This window comes from Pseudomonas donghuensis, assembly GCF_000696345.2.
GTDB classification, from domain to species: Bacteria; Pseudomonadota; Gammaproteobacteria; order Pseudomonadales; family Pseudomonadaceae; genus Aquipseudomonas; species Aquipseudomonas donghuensis.
Genome location: NZ_CP071706.1, coordinates 1,411,210 through 1,427,555, shown reverse-complemented (window position 1 = coordinate 1,427,555; position 16,346 = coordinate 1,411,210). Strand labels below are relative to the sequence as shown.

Annotated in this window: 14 protein-coding genes; 11 read left to right on the top strand and 3 right to left on the bottom strand. The window is 63.2% G+C overall.

Annotation, left to right across the window (positions count from 1 at the left end; all coding sequences use genetic code 11):
- Positions 1-13 precede the first annotated feature (13 nt).
- Both dapC and BV82_RS06490 read left to right on the top strand, forming a co-directional pair.
- On the top strand, positions 14-1,207 hold the full coding sequence (dapC, locus tag BV82_RS06495; RefSeq protein ID WP_036994074.1) for a succinyldiaminopimelate transaminase: 1,194 nt from the start codon (positions 14-16) through the stop codon (positions 1,205-1,207).
- Positions 1,208-1,334: 127 nt separating this feature from the next.
- A complete protein-coding gene (locus BV82_RS06490; RefSeq protein WP_036994073.1) occupies positions 1,335-2,087 on the top strand; it encodes a M12 family metallopeptidase in 753 nt (250 codons plus the stop codon).
- Here BV82_RS06490 and BV82_RS06485 read toward each other — a convergent pair.
- The gene (locus tag BV82_RS06485) at positions 2,080-3,726 is read right to left on the bottom strand and encodes a Na+/H+ antiporter (protein ID WP_036994071.1); all 1,647 of its coding nucleotides are present in this window, start codon (positions 3,724-3,726) and stop codon (positions 2,080-2,082) included. The genes BV82_RS06490 and BV82_RS06485 overlap by 8 nt on opposite strands.
- A 231-nt stretch (positions 3,727-3,957) precedes the next feature.
- On the opposite strand from BV82_RS06485, the gene BV82_RS06480 reads away from it, so the two are divergent.
- Genes BV82_RS06480 through BV82_RS06465 form a run of 4 tightly spaced genes read left to right on the top strand, consistent with a single transcriptional unit; the run spans position 3,958 to position 7,063 of the window.
- Positions 3,958-4,320 (top strand): ArsC family reductase, encoded by a 363-nt coding sequence (locus BV82_RS06480; RefSeq protein ID WP_010224858.1) that lies wholly within the window; start codon positions 3,958-3,960, stop codon positions 4,318-4,320.
- Positions 4,321-4,361: 41 nt separating this feature from the next.
- Positions 4,362-5,396, top strand: coding sequence for a 2,3,4,5-tetrahydropyridine-2,6-dicarboxylate N-succinyltransferase (gene dapD, locus BV82_RS06475; RefSeq protein WP_010224860.1), 1,035 nt, complete (start codon positions 4,362-4,364; stop codon positions 5,394-5,396).
- A 54-nt stretch (positions 5,397-5,450) separates the two neighbouring features.
- Positions 5,451-6,656, top strand: coding sequence for an aminotransferase class V-fold PLP-dependent enzyme (locus BV82_RS06470; RefSeq protein WP_010224862.1), 1,206 nt, complete (start codon positions 5,451-5,453; stop codon positions 6,654-6,656).
- Positions 6,653-7,063 (top strand): SufE family protein, encoded by a 411-nt coding sequence (locus tag BV82_RS06465; protein WP_010224864.1) that lies wholly within the window; start codon positions 6,653-6,655, stop codon positions 7,061-7,063. The genes BV82_RS06470 and BV82_RS06465 overlap by 4 nt, the downstream gene beginning before the upstream one ends.
- On the opposite strand, the gene tcdA is transcribed toward BV82_RS06465, so the two are convergent.
- Positions 7,042-7,866: a tRNA cyclic N6-threonylcarbamoyladenosine(37) synthase TcdA gene (gene tcdA, locus BV82_RS06460; RefSeq protein WP_010224865.1), complete on the bottom strand. Its 825-nt coding sequence runs from the start codon at positions 7,864-7,866 to the stop codon at positions 7,042-7,044. The genes BV82_RS06465 and tcdA overlap by 22 nt on opposite strands.
- 289 nt (positions 7,867-8,155) lie before the next feature.
- On the opposite strand from tcdA, the gene BV82_RS06455 reads away from it, so the two are divergent.
- From BV82_RS06455 to BV82_RS06440, 4 genes are all read left to right on the top strand, one after another.
- Entirely contained in the window at positions 8,156-10,747 is a 2,592-nt protein-coding gene (locus tag BV82_RS06455) for a glycosyltransferase (RefSeq protein ID WP_036994069.1), read from the top strand.
- Positions 10,748-10,898: 151 nt separating this feature from the next.
- Positions 10,899-12,050, top strand: coding sequence for a succinyl-diaminopimelate desuccinylase (dapE, locus tag BV82_RS06450; RefSeq protein ID WP_010224867.1), 1,152 nt, complete (start codon positions 10,899-10,901; stop codon positions 12,048-12,050).
- Entirely contained in the window at positions 12,050-12,862 is an 813-nt protein-coding gene (locus BV82_RS06445; RefSeq protein ID WP_036994067.1) for a putative RNA methyltransferase, read from the top strand. Before dapE ends, BV82_RS06445 begins: the two co-directional genes overlap by 1 nt.
- A gap of 17 nt (positions 12,863-12,879) precedes the next feature.
- Entirely contained in the window at positions 12,880-13,257 is a 378-nt protein-coding gene (locus BV82_RS06440; RefSeq protein ID WP_010224869.1) for a hypothetical protein, read from the top strand.
- An 88-nt stretch (positions 13,258-13,345) separates the two neighbouring features.
- On the opposite strand, the gene BV82_RS06435 is transcribed toward BV82_RS06440, so the two are convergent.
- Entirely contained in the window at positions 13,346-13,555 is a 210-nt protein-coding gene (locus BV82_RS06435) for a cold-shock protein (RefSeq protein ID WP_009395290.1), read from the bottom strand.
- 222 nt (positions 13,556-13,777) lie between these two features.
- On the opposite strand from BV82_RS06435, the gene plsB reads away from it, so the two are divergent.
- Complete coding sequence (gene plsB / locus BV82_RS06430) at positions 13,778-16,264, top strand: glycerol-3-phosphate 1-O-acyltransferase PlsB (RefSeq protein WP_036994066.1); 2,487 nt, start codon at positions 13,778-13,780, stop codon at positions 16,262-16,264.
- The last annotated feature ends 82 nt before the right edge of the window (positions 16,265-16,346 follow it).

The following is a 16,346-nucleotide window of genomic DNA, read 5'->3' as shown; positions in this document are numbered from 1 at the left end:
AGACCTTGCGCCGATGAACAACGCTTTGAACCAGCTTCAGCCCTACCCGTTCGAGAAACTCCGTGCGCTGCTCGGCAGCGTGACGCCTGCGGCGGACAAACGCGCCATTGCCCTGTCGATCGGTGAACCGAAGCATGAGTCGCCGGCGTTCGTCGCCCAGGCCCTGGCCGACAACCTGCAGCAGATGGCCGTGTACCCGACCACCGCCGGCCTGCCGGCGCTGCGTCAAGCCATCACTCGCTGGTGCGAACGCCGTTTCAGCGTCCCGGCCGGCTGGCTGGATGCCGACAAACACGTACTGCCGGTCAATGGCACCCGTGAAGCGCTGTTTGCCTTCACCCAGGCGGTGGTCAATCGCGCCGAGAACGGCCTGGTCATCAGCCCCAACCCGTTCTACCAGATCTACGAGGGCGCAGCGCTGCTGGCCGGCGCTACCCCGCACTACCTGCCCTGCCTGGACAGCAACGGCTTCAACCCGGACTTCGACGCCGTGTCGGCCGAGACCTGGCAGCGCTGCCAGATCCTTTTCCTCTGCTCCCCAGGCAACCCGACCGGCGCCCTGGTGCCAATGCAGACCCTGAAAAAACTGATCGCCCTGGCCGACCAATACGATTTCGTGATCGCCGCCGACGAGTGCTACAGCGAACTGTACTTCGACGAACAAAGCCCACCGCCCGGCCTGCTCAGCGCCTGCGTCGAGCTTGGGCGCAGCGACTTCAAGCGTTGCGTGGTGTTCCACAGCCTGTCCAAGCGTTCCAACCTGCCGGGCCTGCGCTCGGGCTTCGTGGCCGGCGACGCCGAGATCATCAAGCCGTTCCTGCTCTACCGCACCTACCACGGCTGCGCCATGCCGGTGCAAACCCAGCTGGCGAGCATTGCCGCCTGGAACGACGAAGAACACGTGCTGGCCAACCGCGACCTGTACCGCGAGAAGTTCGATGCAGTACTGAAGATCCTCGCCCCGGTACTGGATGTGCAGCGCCCGGACGGTGGTTTCTACCTGTGGGCCAAGGTGCCAGGCGATGACGCCGAGTTCACCCGCGACCTGTTCGAAGCCCAGCACGTGACCGTAGTGCCGGGTTCGTACCTGTCGCGCGAGGTAGATGGCGTCAATCCGGGCGCCGGTCGGGTGCGCATGGCGCTGGTAGCGCCATTGGCCGAGTGCGTCGAGGCAGCCGGGCGGATTCGAGATTTCCTCACCCGCTGATGGATCGGCGGCATCGGAACAGCCGGTGCCGCCTGCCATAAAAAAGCTGCAACTAAAGCTTTATCTACCACTAGATCCGGCGCCTGACTGGAGACACTTCACGCTCACGAACGAGAAGGACTCCCTCATGAGCGATCTGATCTTTTGCCGTTACCGCCACGACGTCGATCCGCAGCTTTCCTACGAAGCAGCCATCGCGGAAAACCCTGCCAATGCTCCCAGTCATTCAGGGTCGCGCAAAAAACGCGCAATTTATGGTTCCACCCGTCTCTGGCAGCCAGGGCGCACCCTGAAATTTTCGTTTCTGGGTTCGCCCAGCATTGAACTGAAGTTGAAAATTCTCAATACAGGGAGCCAATGGGTGTCGCAGTCTGGCGCCAACCTTGGCATAGCCCTGTACCACGACAACTACCTGCAGGCCGATATCAGGATCAAAGTCGACCCCAAGGCCCTGCACAATGAGTCCGCCCTTGGAACTGACGCACTGCTGATCAAAACAAACGAAACAATGACCCTGAATGTCCTGCCGGACAGCGAAAATTTCGAGCCGATCGTCCTGCATGAGTTCGGCCATGTCTTTGGCGCGACCCACGAACATCAAAACCCGTTAGCTGACATTCCCTGGAATGAAGACGAGCTCATGAACGTCATGACCAAGCAGCGGGGATGGAGCGAGGCCGATGTACGCAGCCAGTTTCTTGAGAAGCAAACTGAAGCAAATACCTTCTTCACAACCTACGACCGCGAGTCGATCATGCATTATCAAATTGCGCAGTGGATGACCCTGGGTGACTGGGAAGTGGGGGCAAACAAGAAGTTGAGCGAATATGATCTGGCATTCATGCGCCGAGCCTACCCCCTAGCCAACACACCTACCTGACCTGCCCCAGGTTCGCCTCACTCATATCCAGCTCCCCCAGCACCTGACGCACCACGTCATCACCAATCAGGTGCTGGCGGTGCAGGTTGTACAGCTCCAGGCGCTGGGCCCGCAGCGCGCGCAGGCGCAAGCGCCGCTCAAGGTGGTCCATCTGTGCGGCCAGGGCCTGGGCTTCGGCGCTGTCGTTGAAGGTATCGAGCTGATGCCGGTACTCGGCCATCAACCGCGCCTTGAGCTCGGCCGCCAGCGCCGCCTGGGAGGCATCCAGCGGCGTACCGGCCTCGCTCAGGTCTTCTGCCTCAAGGGCGTGAATCGCCGCTTCAGCGGTGCGCCGCCAGGCGTCCTGGGCCTCTTGGCGCAGGGCGTCGTCGGGGCTCTTGGTAACACCGCGCAATAGCAGTGGCAAAGCGATACAGGCAGCGACCAGCGACAGCAGAATGACCCCGGCCGCGATGAAAATCAGCAAGTCTCGCTCGGGGAAGTCCTTGCCGGCGCTGATCAGCAGCGGCACCGACATGACACCGGCCAGGGTCACCGCCCCGCGCACCCCACCAACCGTCAACAACCAGCAGGAACGGGCGTTGGGCACCAGCACCAGGTCTTCCTTGCCGCGCCAGCGGCGGATCACCCCGATCAGGCGCCAGATGCTCTGCACCCAGATAAAACGCAAGGCCAGCAGCACGGCGAAGATCGCCACCACATCCAGGCAGCGCCACAGCAAGGTCGGCCACAGCGAGGCTTCGTGGCTGGTCACCGCCTTGATGATGTCGGGCAACTGCAAGCCCAACAGCAGAAAGATCAGACCGTTGAAGGCGAACTCCAACAACGACCAGACGCTGCGGTTGAGCAGGCGCGTGCTGGTCTGGCGCGGCAACAGGTCGAGCCAGCTCTGCATCATCCCCGCCGCCACCGCCGAGAGAATGCCGGAGGCGCCCAGGCGCTCGGCCAGCACATAAGCGGCAAACGGCAGCAGCAACATGAACACCACGTGAGTGGCCGGGTCGTCCCAGCCGCGGGCGATCATCCAGGCGCGCAAGCGCCCGACCAGCCAGCTCAGGGCCACACCAATGGCCAGGCCGCCGACAGCGACCAGAACAAAGGTCAGGCTGGCCTCAGCGAGGGAGAACACCCCGGTGATCGCCGCCGCCAGGGCGAACTTGAAGGTCACCAGGCCCGAGGCATCGTTCATCAGCGCCTCGCCCTGGAGCATGTGCATCAAGGGCGTCGGCAGGCGGTCCTGGGTGATGGCCGAGACCGCTACGGCGTCGGTCGGCGACAGCACCGCGGCCAGGGCAAAGGCCACCGGCAACGGAATGCCGGGCAGGATCCAGTGAATGAAATAGCCGGCACCGACCACAGTAAACAGCACCAGGCCGACCGCCAGGGTCAGAATCGGGCCGCGCAACCGCCAGAGGTCACGCTTGGGCATCCGCCAGCCATCGGAAAACAGCAACGGCGGCAGGAACAAAAACAGAAACAATTCCGGGTCCAGGGCCACGTGCAGGCCCAGGGTAGGCCATGCCAGCAAGGCGCCGGCGGCAATCTGCACCAGCGGCAAGGGCAGCGGGATCATCCGCCCGACCAGTTTGGAAACACTCACCAGCATCAGCAGGATGAGAACGGTGTAGGCTGATTGCATTCGGCGAGTCCTGTTCAATTCAAACGCATTCAACGACTTATGCTGGCCTGGGCACGGCATTGCCATTGAAACGACATATTAGCCGCTTAGGCTGCCGGCGCACCGCTGCACAAAAGTCGCAGAACCGCCCAGAACCTGTAACACAATGCTACAAAGAGCCATGGCAACGGCAACCCAAAGCCGCCGACCATGGCATAATCCTTCACCATTTTTTCCCAGGAGGGGCAAGACATGACCAAACGCGACACGCCATTGCACCTTTATGGAATCAAGGCCTGTGACACCATGAAGAAAGCCCGTACCTGGCTTGAAGACCAAGGCCTGGGCTACGATTTCCACGACTACAAGACCCAGGGCATCGACCGTGCAAGCCTTGAGCGCTGGTGCGATGAACATGGCTGGCAAACAGTACTCAACCGTGCTGGCACCACCTTCCGCAAACTCGAAGACGCCCAGAAGGCCGATCTCGACCAGGCCAAGGCCATCGAATTGATGCTGGCCCAACCGTCGATGATCAAGCGCCCTGTGCTCGACCTCGGTAAGCGGACCCTGGTCGGCTTCAAGCCTGATCTGTACGCGGCCGCCCTTCAGTAAACCGGCGCCGAGCTTTCATTCAATTCGCAAGAGGTAACTGCATGTCCACTACCCTGTTCAGCCTGGCCTTCGGTGTCGGCACCCAGAACCGTCAAGGCGCCTGGCTGGAAGTCTTCTACGCACAACCGTTGATCAACCCGGCTGCCGAACTGGTTGCGGCCATCGCCCCGGTCCTGGGCTATGAAGGCGGCAACCAGGCGATCGCCTTCAGCACCAGCCAGGCCGCGCAGCTTGCCGAAGCCCTCAAGAGCGTCGACACCGCCCAGGCCGCACTGCTGACCCGCCTGGCCGAAAGCAACAAGCCACTGGTCGCCACCCTGCTGGCCGAAGACGCCGCACTGACGTCCACCCCGGAAGCCTACCTGAAGCTGCACCTGCTCTCGCACCGCCTGGTCAAGCCGCACGGCCTGAACCTGGCCGGCATCTTCCCGCTGCTGCCGAACGTGGCCTGGACCAGCCAGGGCGCCATCGACCTGGCGGAACTTGCCGAGCAGCAACTGGAAGCGCGCCTGAAGGGCGAGCTGCTGGAAGTGTTCTCGGTGGACAAGTTCCCGAAAATGACCGACTACGTGGTCCCTGCCGGCGTTCGCATCGCCGACAGCGCCCGTGTGCGCCTGGGTGCCTACATCGGCGAAGGCACCACCATCATGCACGAGGGCTTCGTCAACTTTAACGCCGGCACCGAAGGCCCGGGCATGATCGAAGGCCGCGTCTCCGCGGGCGTCTTCGTCGGCAAGGGTTCAGACCTGGGCGGCGGCTGCTCGACCATGGGCACCCTGTCCGGCGGCGGCAACATCGTCATCAAGGTTGGCGAAGGCTGCCTGATCGGCGCCAACGCCGGTATCGGCATCCCGCTGGGCGACCGCAACACCGTCGAAGCCGGCCTGTATATCACTGCCGGCACCAAGGTAAACCTGCTGGACGAGAACAACCAGCTGGTCAAGGTGGTCAAGGCCCGCGACCTGGCCGGCCAGACCGACCTGCTGTTCCGCCGCAACTCGCTCAACGGCGCCGTGGAGTGCAAGACCCACAAGTCGGCCATCGAGCTGAACGAAGCGCTGCACGCCCACAACTAAGTGGTACCATCGGGTCTGGCCTAACGCCAGGCCCGATTTTCAGGTCCGATCATCATGTTCCAGCCCTCCCCCTGGCGCGCTGACTTTCCAGCCATCGACGCCCTGCAACGCCAGCACCAGACCTACCTGGACAGCGCCGCTACCACGCAAAAACCGCAAATCCTGCTCGATGCCTTGAGCCACTATTACGGTCATGGTGCTGCCAACGTGCACCGTGCCCAACACCTGCCCGGCGCCCTGGCTACCCAAGCCTTCGAACGCAGCCGGGAAAAGGTCGCCGGCTGGCTGAATATCGCCGACAGCCAGCAGATCGTCTTCACCCATGGCGCCACCTCGGCCTTGAACCTGCTCGCCTACGGGCTTGAGCCACTGTTCGAAGCCGGCGACGAAATCGTCATCAGCGCCCTGGAACACCATGCCAACCTGCTGCCCTGGCAACAGCTGGCGCAGCGCCGCGGGCTGAAGCTGGTGGTCCTGCCACTGGACAGCCGCGGCCTGATCGATCTGAACATCGCCCTGCAACTGATCGGCCCACGCACACGGGTGCTGGCGGTCAGCCAGCTGTCCAACGTGCTCGGCGCCTGGCAGCCACTGGAGCCCCTGCTGGCCCATGCCCAGGCCCAGGGCGCGCTGACTGTGGTCGATGGCGCCCAAGGCGTGGTCCACGGCCGTCACGACGTACGCCAGTTGGGTTGCGACTTTTATGTATTCTCCAGCCACAAGCTCTACGGCCCTGACGGCGTCGGCGTGCTCTACGGCCGCGGCGAAGCATTGGCGCGCCTGCGTCATTGGCAGTTCGGCGGCGAGATGGTGCAAATCGCCGACTACCACAGCGCCAGCTTTCGCCCGGCACCCCTGGGTTTCGAAGCCGGTACCCCGCCGATTGCCAGTGTGATCGGCCTCGGTGCCAGCCTCGATTACCTCGCAGGTCTCGATGCCAATGCGGTCGCCGAGCATGAAGCCGGCCTGCACCGGCATCTGCTGCGCGGCCTCAACGACCGTGAAGGCATCCGCCTGCTCGGCCAACCGCAACTGGCCCTGGCCAGCTTCGTGGTCGAGGGGGTGCACAATGCCGATCTCGCCCATATGCTCACCGAGCAAGGCATCGCCGTGCGCGCCGGCCATCACTGCGCCATGCCGTTGCTGAAAAGCCTCGGCCTGGATGGCGCGATCCGCGTGTCCCTGGGCCTGTACAACGACTCCGACGACCTGCAGCGCTTCTTCGAAGCCCTGGACCAAGCCCTGGAGTTGCTGAGATGAGCCTGCCCCTGGCTGCGCAGCAAGCGCTGGATGTTTTCGAACAGGCGACCGGCTGGGAACAGCGCGCACGCTTGCTGATGAAATGGGGCGAGCGTCTGGCGCCCTTGAGCGCAGAGGAACAGTCCGAAACCAACCGTGTACACGGCTGCGAAAGCCAGGTCTGGCTGGTGGCCGAGCAGCAGGACGGCCAGTGGCGCTTCAAGGGGGCCAGTGATGCACGGATCATCCGCGGCTTGCTGGCACTGTTGCTGGTGCGGGTCGAAGGGTTGTCCAGCGCTGAGCTGACGCAACTGGACCTGCCCGCCTGGTTCAATCAGCTGGGCCTGGGCCGCCAGCTCTCGCCTTCACGCAGCAACGGCCTGAACGCCGTCCTGCAACGCATGGCTCAGCTTGCCGCTGGTGCCTGAGCCTTGCTGCGCTCGGACGGGCGGCGGGCGCCAGCCACAAGCTTTTCCACCGCCTTGCTGGCGGCGACCATGCCGAAGGTCGCGGTGACCATCATCACCGCGCCGAAGCCGCCGGAGCAGTCCAGCTTCACCCCCTCGCCAACAAAACTCTTCTGCAAGCAGACGCTGCCGTCACCTTTGGGATAGCGCAGCTGTTCAGTGGAGAACACACAGGGCACGCTGTAGTTGCGGGTCACCGTGCGAGAAAAACCGTAATCGCGGCGCAACGTCGAACGCACCCGCGAGGCCAGCGGGTCATTGAAGGTCTTGTTCAGGTCGGCAACGCGGATCTGGGTTGGGTCGATTTGCCCGCCGGCACCACCGGTGCTGATGATGGTGACCTTGTGGCGCTTGCACCAGCCAATCAGCGCGGCCTTGGCCATGACGCTGTCGATGCAGTCGATCACGCAATCGATGTGCTCGCCGATGTACTCGGGCAGGGTTTCCTTGGTGACGAAATCCACCACTGCATGCACTTTGCAGGCCGGGTTGATGGCCCGCAGGCGCTCAGCCATGACCTCGGCCTTGGCGCGGCCGATATTGCCCTCCTGGGCATGCAACTGGCGGTTGGTATTGCTGACGCAGACATCATCGAGGTCGAACAGGGAGATTTCGCCGACGCCACTACGGGCCATGGCTTCGGCCGCCCAGGAGCCGACCCCGCCGATACCGACGATGGCCACATGGGCCTCGCGCAGGCGCTGCAGGCCGTTGTCACCGTATAACCGGGCGACACCGGCAAAGCGTGGATCTTCTGTACTCATGGCCCAACCCCGAAAAAACCGGCGCGCATTATAGGCCTCTTGCGGCGCGAAGGCACCCTGCAGTACCTGCCGCCCGAGCCATGCATTGGTAAAGGTAGTTGTAATCCTGCTTTAATGTCCTATGCAATCCAAAGACTTGGACGACAAAAGTACGGGCTAAGAACTTCAGCGCCTGAAGCTAATCCAATCTTCTGCCACCGACCTGTTCCCACACTGCCTGGGCAGGAAGTACGCAGGATTCGCGCCCTCTGGCGCCCGCCCGTTCCACCTTTCGGAACCCGAACTATCTATGTCATCGCGTAAATTTGGTATCAACCTGGTGATAGTCATGGCAATCGCCGCGCTATTCACCGGGTTCTGGGCGCTGATCAACCGCCCGGTTTCCGCCCCCAACTGGCCGGAGCAGATTTCCGGCTTTTCCTATTCGCCGTTCCGCCAGGGCGAGAGCCCGCAAAAGGGCCAATACCCGAGCGAGGACGAGCTGCGCCAGGACCTTGAGCAGCTCAGCAAGCTGACCGACAGTATCCGGATCTATACCGTGGAAGGCACCCAGGCGGAAATCCCGCGCCTGGCCGAAGAGTTCGGCCTACGCGTGACCCTGGGGGTGTGGATCAGCCCGGACCTTGAGCGCAACGAGCGGGAAATCGAGAAAGCCATCGAACTGGCCAACAGCTCGCGCAGTGTCGTGCGGGTCATGGTCGGCAACGAAGCGCTGTTCCGCAAGGAGATCACCCCGCAGGCGCTGATCCAGTACATGGACCGGGTACGCGCCGCGGTAAAAGTACCGGTGACCACCAGTGAGCAATGGCACATCTGGAAGGAACATCCGGAGCTGGCCAAGCATGCCGACCTGGTCGCCGCGCACATCCTGCCGTATTGGGAGTTCATCCCGATGAAGGATGCCGGCCAGTTCGTTCTGGACCGTGCCCGCGACCTCAAGCAACAATTCCCACGCAAACCCTTGCTGTTGTCTGAAGTCGGCTGGCCGAGCAACGGCCGCATGCGTGGCGGCGCCGAGGCCACCCAGGCCGACCAGGCCATCTACCTGCGCACCTTGGTCAACAAGCTCAACCGCCAGGGCTACAACTACTTCGTCATCGAAGCCTACGACCAGCCATGGAAAGCCAGTGACGAAGGCTCGGTGGGCGCCTACTGGGGCGTGTTCAACGCCGCCCGCCAGCAGAAGTTCAACTTCGAAGGCCCAGTAGTGGCCATTCCGCAATGGCGCGTACTGGCGGTCGGTTCGGTGGTACTGGCGATGCTCTCGCTGACCCTGCTGCTGATCGACGGCTCGGCCCTGCGCCAGCGCGGCCGCACCTTCCTGACCTTCATCGCCTTCCTCTGCGGCTCGGTGCTGGTATGGATCGGTTACGACTATAGCCAGCAATACAGCACCTGGTTCAGCCTGACCGTGGGCTTTTTGCTCGCCCTTGGCGCCCTTGGCGTGTTTATCGTGCTGCTGACCGAGGCCCATGAACTGGCCGAAGCTGTATGGATTCACAAGCGCCGCCGGGAGTTTTTGCCGGTACAGGCCGACGCCGCCTACCGGCCGAAAGTCTCGGTGCATGTGCCGTGCTACAACGAGCCGCCAGAGATGGTCAAACAGACCCTCAACGCCCTGGCGGCGCTGGATTATCCGGACTACGAAGTCCTGATCATCGACAACAACACCAAGGACCCGGCGGTCTGGGAGCCGATCAAGGCCCACTGCGAGATGCTCGGCGAGCGCTTCAAGTTCTTCCATGTCGCGCCCCTGGCCGGCTTCAAGGGCGGTGCGCTGAACTACCTGATCCCGCATACCGCCAAGGACGCCGAAGTGATCGCGGTGATCGACTCGGACTACTGCGTCGACCGCAACTGGCTCAAGCACATGGTGCCGCACTTCGCCGACCCGAAAATCGCCGTGGTGCAATCCCCCCAGGACTACCGCGACCAGAACGAGAGCACCTTCAAGAAGCTGTGCTACAGCGAGTACAAGGGCTTCTTCCATATCGGCATGGTCACCCGCAACGACCGTGATGCGATCATCCAGCACGGCACCATGACCATGACCCGGCGCTCGGTGCTCGAAGAGCTGGGCTGGGCCGACTGGTGCATCTGCGAAGACGCCGAGCTCGGCCTGCGCGTGTTCGAAAAGGGCTACTCAGCGGCGTATTCCCACGAGAGCTATGGCAAGGGCCTGATGCCCGACACCTTCATCGACTTCAAGAAGCAGCGCTTCCGCTGGGCCTACGGCGCCATCCAGATCATCAAGCGCCATGCCGCAAGCCTGCTGCGCGGCAAGGACTCGGAGCTGACCCGTGGCCAGCGCTACCACTTCCTGGCCGGCTGGCTGCCGTGGATCGCCGATGGCATGAACATCTTCTTCACTGTCGGCGCCCTGCTGTGGTCGGCGGCGATGATCATCGTGCCGCAACGGGTCGACCCGCCGCTGCTGATCTTCGCTATTCCGCCACTGGCGCTGTTCGTGTTCAAGGTCGGCAAGATCGTGTTCCTCTACCGCCGCGCGGTGGGCGTGAACCTCAAGGACGCTTTCGCCGCGGCCCTGGCGGGCCTTGCGCTTTCGCACACGATTGCCAAGGCGGTGCTGTACGGTTTCTTCACCAGCAGCATTCCGTTCTTCCGTACGCCGAAGAACGCCGACAGCCATGGCTTGCTGGTGGCGCTTTCCGAGGCGCGTGAGGAGCTGTTCATCATGTTGCTGTTGTGGGGCGCGGCGGCCGGGATCTACCTGGTCCAGGGCCTGCCGAGCAACGACATGCGCTTCTGGGTGACGATGCTGCTGGTGCAGTCGCTGCCGTACCTGGCGGCGCTGATCATGGCCATGCTGTCGTCGCTGCCTAAGCCTGTGGATGCAGCGCAGCCGGCCCAGGCCTCCTGATCCTGAGATAACCTGTAGGAGCGGGCTTGCCCCGCGATGCGATGCCGGCCGAAAGTCCGCAATCGCGGGACAAGCCCGCTCCTACAGGGCTCTGAATTGCTATAAGATAACCCCCCTCGAATTCGTGCCCTGCCTTGCCCCGGAGTTCCTCATGACGGCCCCAGCCGACCTCTCGCCTACCCTTGAACTGGCCTGCGACCTGATTCGCCGTCCGTCGGTAACCCCGCTGGACTTCGACTGCCAGAAACAGATGATGCAGCGCCTGGGCGATGCCGGTTTCATGCTCGAACCGATGCGGATCGAAGACGTCGACAACTTCTGGGCCACCCATGGCACCCAGGAAGGTCCCGTGCTGTGCTTCGCCGGCCACACCGACGTAGTCCCGACCGGCCCGGTGCAGGCCTGGCAGAACGATCCGTTCGACGCCCTGATCGATGCCGACGGCATGCTCTGCGGGCGTGGCGCTGCCGACATGAAAGGCAGCCTGGCGGCCATGGTGGTGGCCACCGAGCGCTTCGTCGCCGACTACCCCAACCATCGCGGCAAGGTCGCCTTCCTGATCACCAGCGATGAAGAAGGCCCGGCCCACCACGGCACCAAGGCCGTGGTCGAGCGCCTGGCGGCACGCAACGAGCGCCTGGACTGGTGCATCGTCGGCGAGCCGTCGAGCACCAGCCTGGTCGGTGACGTGGTCAAGAACGGCCGCCGCGGCTCGCTCGGCGCCAAGCTCACCGTGCGCGGCGTCCAGGGCCATGTGGCCTACCCGCACCTGGCGAAGAACCCGATCCACCTGGCAGCTCCCGCCCTGGCGGAACTGGCAGCCGAACACTGGGACGAAGGCAATGCGTTCTTCCCGCCGACCAGCTTCCAGATCTCCAACCTCAACTCCGGTACCGGTGCCACCAACGTCGTGCCGGGCGAGCTGACTGCGCTGTTCAACTTCCGTTTCTCTACCGAGTCGACGGTCGAGGGCCTGCAACAGCGGGTTGCCGCCATCCTCGACAAACACCAGCTGGACTGGCACGTGGACTGGGCACTGTCGGGCCTGCCGTTCCTCACCGAGCCGGGCGATTTGCTCGACGCGGTATCGGCCAGCATCAAGGCGGTTACCGGCCGTGAGACCAAGGCATCGACCAGCGGCGGCACTTCCGACGGGCGCTTCATCGCCACCCTCGGCACCCAGGTGGTCGAGTTGGGCCCGGTCAACGCCACGATTCACCAGGTCAACGAGCGGATCCTGGCCAGTGACCTCGATGTGCTGACCGAAATCTACTACCAGACCCTGACCCGGTTGCTTGCCTGATGCTCACCTGCCCGATCTGTAGCGCCGCGCTGAGCACGCTCGACAATGGCGTGGCCTGCCCGGCCGGCCATCGTTTCGACCGTGCTCGCCAGGGCTACCTGAACCTGCTGCCAGTGCAGCACAAGAACAGCCGTGACCCGGGCGACAACCAGGCGATGGTCGAGGCCCGCCGCGACTTTCTCAACGCTGGCTATTACGCCCCGGTAGCCCGGCGCCTGGCCGAGCTTGCCGCTGAACGCGCACCCGAGCGCTGGCTGGATATCGGTTGTGGCGAGGGTTACTACACCGCACAGATCGCCCAAGCGCTGCCCGAGACCGATGGTTACGCCCTGGATATCTCCCGCGAGGCGGTCAAGCGGGCCTGTAAGCGCAACCCGGCGGTGACCTGGCTGGTGGCGAGCATGGCCCGGGTGCCGCTGGCCGATGCCAGCTGTCAGCTCCTGGCCAGTGTCTTCAGCCCGCTGGACTGGCAAGAGGCCCTGCGCCTGCTGAGCCCCGGCGGCGGCCTGATGCGCGTCGGCCCGACCAACGAGCACCTGATCGAGTTGCGCCACAAGCTCTACGATGAAGTGCGCGACTACGCCGACGACAAACACCTGGCACTGGTGCCAGCGGGCATGCAGCACGCCCATAGCGAAACCCTGAAATTCCACCTCAGCCTTGCCGATAGCAAGGCCCGCGCCGACCTGCTGGCCATGACCCCGCATGGTTGGCGCGCCAGCGCCGATAAACGCGCGCGCGTCATCGACCAGGCCGAGCCTTTCGAGGTCACGGTATCGATGCGTTACGATTACTTTGTGCGCCAAGACTGAGCGCACCCGGAGCCCCTATGCGCCAACCCGATATCGAGATTTACCTGAAAGACGCCGACGTCGACCACAAGCAGATCGCCGCCTGGCTCACCGAGGCACTCGGCCCGTGCAGCGATTGGCAACAGAAAGGCCAGACCTACAAGTGCAAGGCCGGTAACATTCCAGTTACCTGGTTACCGAAAGCTGTGGGCAAATGGAACAGTCTTTACCTGGAAAGCGACCAGACGCCGTGGGCAGACGACATTGAATGCGCTCGCGCCGCCTTTGCCGCGCTGAACGTCGAAGTGCGTTGCGCACCGGGCAGCTGGGTCGAGGAAGAAGGTGAAGAGGACGCCGATCGCTGGATCCGCATCAGTGCCGACGGCGAAGAAGAAATCACCTGGCGCACCAGCTGAAACAACTTTTTCGAAAAGGCCCGCCCCGGTCGTCCGGCGGCGGGCCTTTTCGCTTCTGGGCCCAGGCTCGAGGCTTGTGGCCCGGCGCTTACAGCCCGACTACGTCTTCTGCCTGCAGGCCTTTCTGGCCCTGAGTCAGACTGTATTCGACCTGCTGCCCCTCGAGCAGGGTGCGATGCCCCTCACCCCGGATGGCACGGTAGTGAACGAACACGTCCGCGCCACCTTCACGCTGAATGAAGCCGTAACCTTTGGCGTCATTGAACCACTTTACACTTCCAGTCTCACGAGACGACATCTGAACTACTCCGGATTTTTATTTTGGAATCGCCTTGCATGCAGAGAGGTCACCACCCCCTGCCGACGCAGCTTGCCGAAATCTCTTGCAAGCGGCGGACCGAGTATATGACACACTTAAATTAATTTTCATGACCGGGGCGCTTTTTGCTGAACTTGCGCAGATACGGCACACTAGCCCACTGAGCAATTACTCGAAAATCTCATCCAGAGCACACACCGTATGACCCGTTCTCCCCTGCGCCGCCTGATCTTCGGCGCCCTGCGTCGCCTGTTGTACCTGTGGGTTCGCTCCGAGACCATCAACCAGTCATCCTTCACCTTGAACCTGGATCGCAGCCGGCCAGTGTTTTACGCCCTGCAATCGCCATCGCTGACCGACCTTGCGGTACTCGATCGCGAGTGCACCAAAGCCGGGCTGCCTCGCCCGGTACTGCCCGTAGCCGTCGGGACCCTGCAAGAACCTGCCGCGTTCTTTTACCTGACCCCGGAGCCAGACTGGCTTGGCCGTCACGACAAGCGCGGCGCCCCGCCCACCCTGGCACGGCTGGTCAACGCCATCAGCCAGCATGCCGAGGAAGACGCGCAGATCATCCCCGTCAGCGTGTTCTGGGGCCAGTCGCCGGCCAGCGAATCCAGCCCCTGGAAGCTGCTGTTCGCTGACAGCTGGGCGGTTACCGGGCGCCTGCGGCGCTTGCTCACCGTGCTGATCCTTGGGCGCAAGACCCGCGTGCAGTTCTCGGCGCCGATCCATTTGCGCGAGCTGGTGCAGCACAACAAGGGCCACGAGCGCACCATGCGCATGGCCCAGCGCCTGCTGCGCGTACATTTTCGCAACCTCAAGACCGCCGTCATCGGCCCGGACATCTCCCACCGCCGTAACCTGGTCAAAGGCCTGATCCACGACCCGCTGGTGCGCCAGGCCATCGCCGATGAGGCCGAGCGCGAGAAGATCCCGCTGGCCAAAGCCGAAGCCCAGGCCCTGCGCTACGGCAATGAGATCGCCTCGGACTACACCTATACCGCCATCCGCTTCCTGGAAGTGGTGCTGAGCTGGTTCTGGAACAAGATCTACGACGGCATCAAGGTCAACCACATCGAGCAGGTGCAAGGCATCGCCCCCGGCCATGAAGTCATCTACGTACCTTGCCACCGCAGCCATATCGACTACTTGCTGCTCTCCTACCTGCTGTTTCGCAACGGCCTGACCCCGCCGCATATCGCCGCCGGGATCAACCTCAACATGCCGGTGATCGGCGGCCTGCTGCGCCGCGGCGGGGCGTTCTTCATGCGCCGCACCTTCAAGGGCAACCCGCTGTACACCGCAGTGTTCAACGAATACCTGCACACGCTGTTCACCAAGGGTTTTCCGGTCGAGTACTTCGTCGAAGGTGGGCGCTCGCGCACCGGACGCATGCTGCAACCGAAAACCGGCATGCTCGCCATTACCCTGCGCAGCTACCTGCGCTCTTCGCGCACGCCAATCGTCTTTGTCCCGGTGTACATCGGCTATGAACGCGTGCTCGAAGGCCGCACCTACCTGGGCGAGTTGCGCGGTGCGAGCAAGAAGAAAGAATCGATCTTCGACATCTTCAAGGTCATCGGCGCACTCAAGCAGCGCTTCGGCCAGGTCGCGGTCAACTTCGGCGAGCCGATCCGCCTCGGCGCCTTCCTCGATCAGCAGCAACCTGGCTGGCGCGAACAGGAACACGGCCCGCAGTTCCGCCCGGCCTGGCTCAACGAGACCACCTCGCGCCTGGGCGAGAAAGTCGCCCAGCACCTGAACGAGGCGGCGGCGATCAACCCGGTCAACCTGGTGGCCCTGGCGCTGCTCTCCACCAGCCGCCTGGCCCTGGATGAACGTGCTCTGGCGCGGGTGCTGGACCTGTACCTGGCGCTGCTGCGCACGGTGCCCTATTCGCCGCACACCACCTTGCCCGAAGGTGATGGCCTGGCCCTGATCAGCCACGTCAAGGGCATGGACCTGCTGGCCGAACAGAGCGATGCGCTGGGCAAGATCCTCTACCTGGACGAGCAAAATGCTGTCCTGATGACCTACTACCGCAACAACGTGCTGCACATCGTCGCTCTGCCGGCCTTGCTGGCGAGCTTCTTCCAGAGCAGCTCGCGCATAAGCCGCGAGCTGATTCTGCAGTACACCCGGGCGCTGTACCCGTACCTGCAATCGGAGCTGTTCATTCGCTGGGAGCTCGATGAGCTGGACGCGGTCATCGACCAGTGGCTGGAGGCTTTCGTCGAGCAAGGCCTGCTGCGCTTCGAAAACGGCGTGTACCTGCGCCCGGCACCGAGTTCGCGGCAGTTCGTGCTGCTGACCCTGCTGGCCCGTGCCATCACCCAGACCCTGCAGCGCTTCTACATGGCCACCGCCCTGCTGCTCAACAGCGGCCAGCACACCCTGAGCGCCGAAGAGCTGGAAGACCTGTGCGTGATCATGGCCCAGCGCCTGTCGATTTTGCATGGCCTGAACGCCCCGGAGTTCTTCGACAAGACCCTGTTCCGCCACTTTATCCAGACCCAGATCGAGCAAGGCGTATTGCACCCGGATACCAACGGCAAGCTTGGCTATCACGCGAAGCTCAGCGAGTTGGCCGAAGGCGCAGCCAAGCGGGTGCTGTCGGCAGAGGTGCGCCTGTCGATCCGCCAGGTGGCCCTGCATCGCAGCGAAGAAACCACCGAGACTGCGGCATAGGCCATACTGGCCTGTGCCTTTGGAGCTATACCCATTGACCCGGTTGGCGACCGCCCCAGCGGCGCCACCGAAAAGGAGCTAC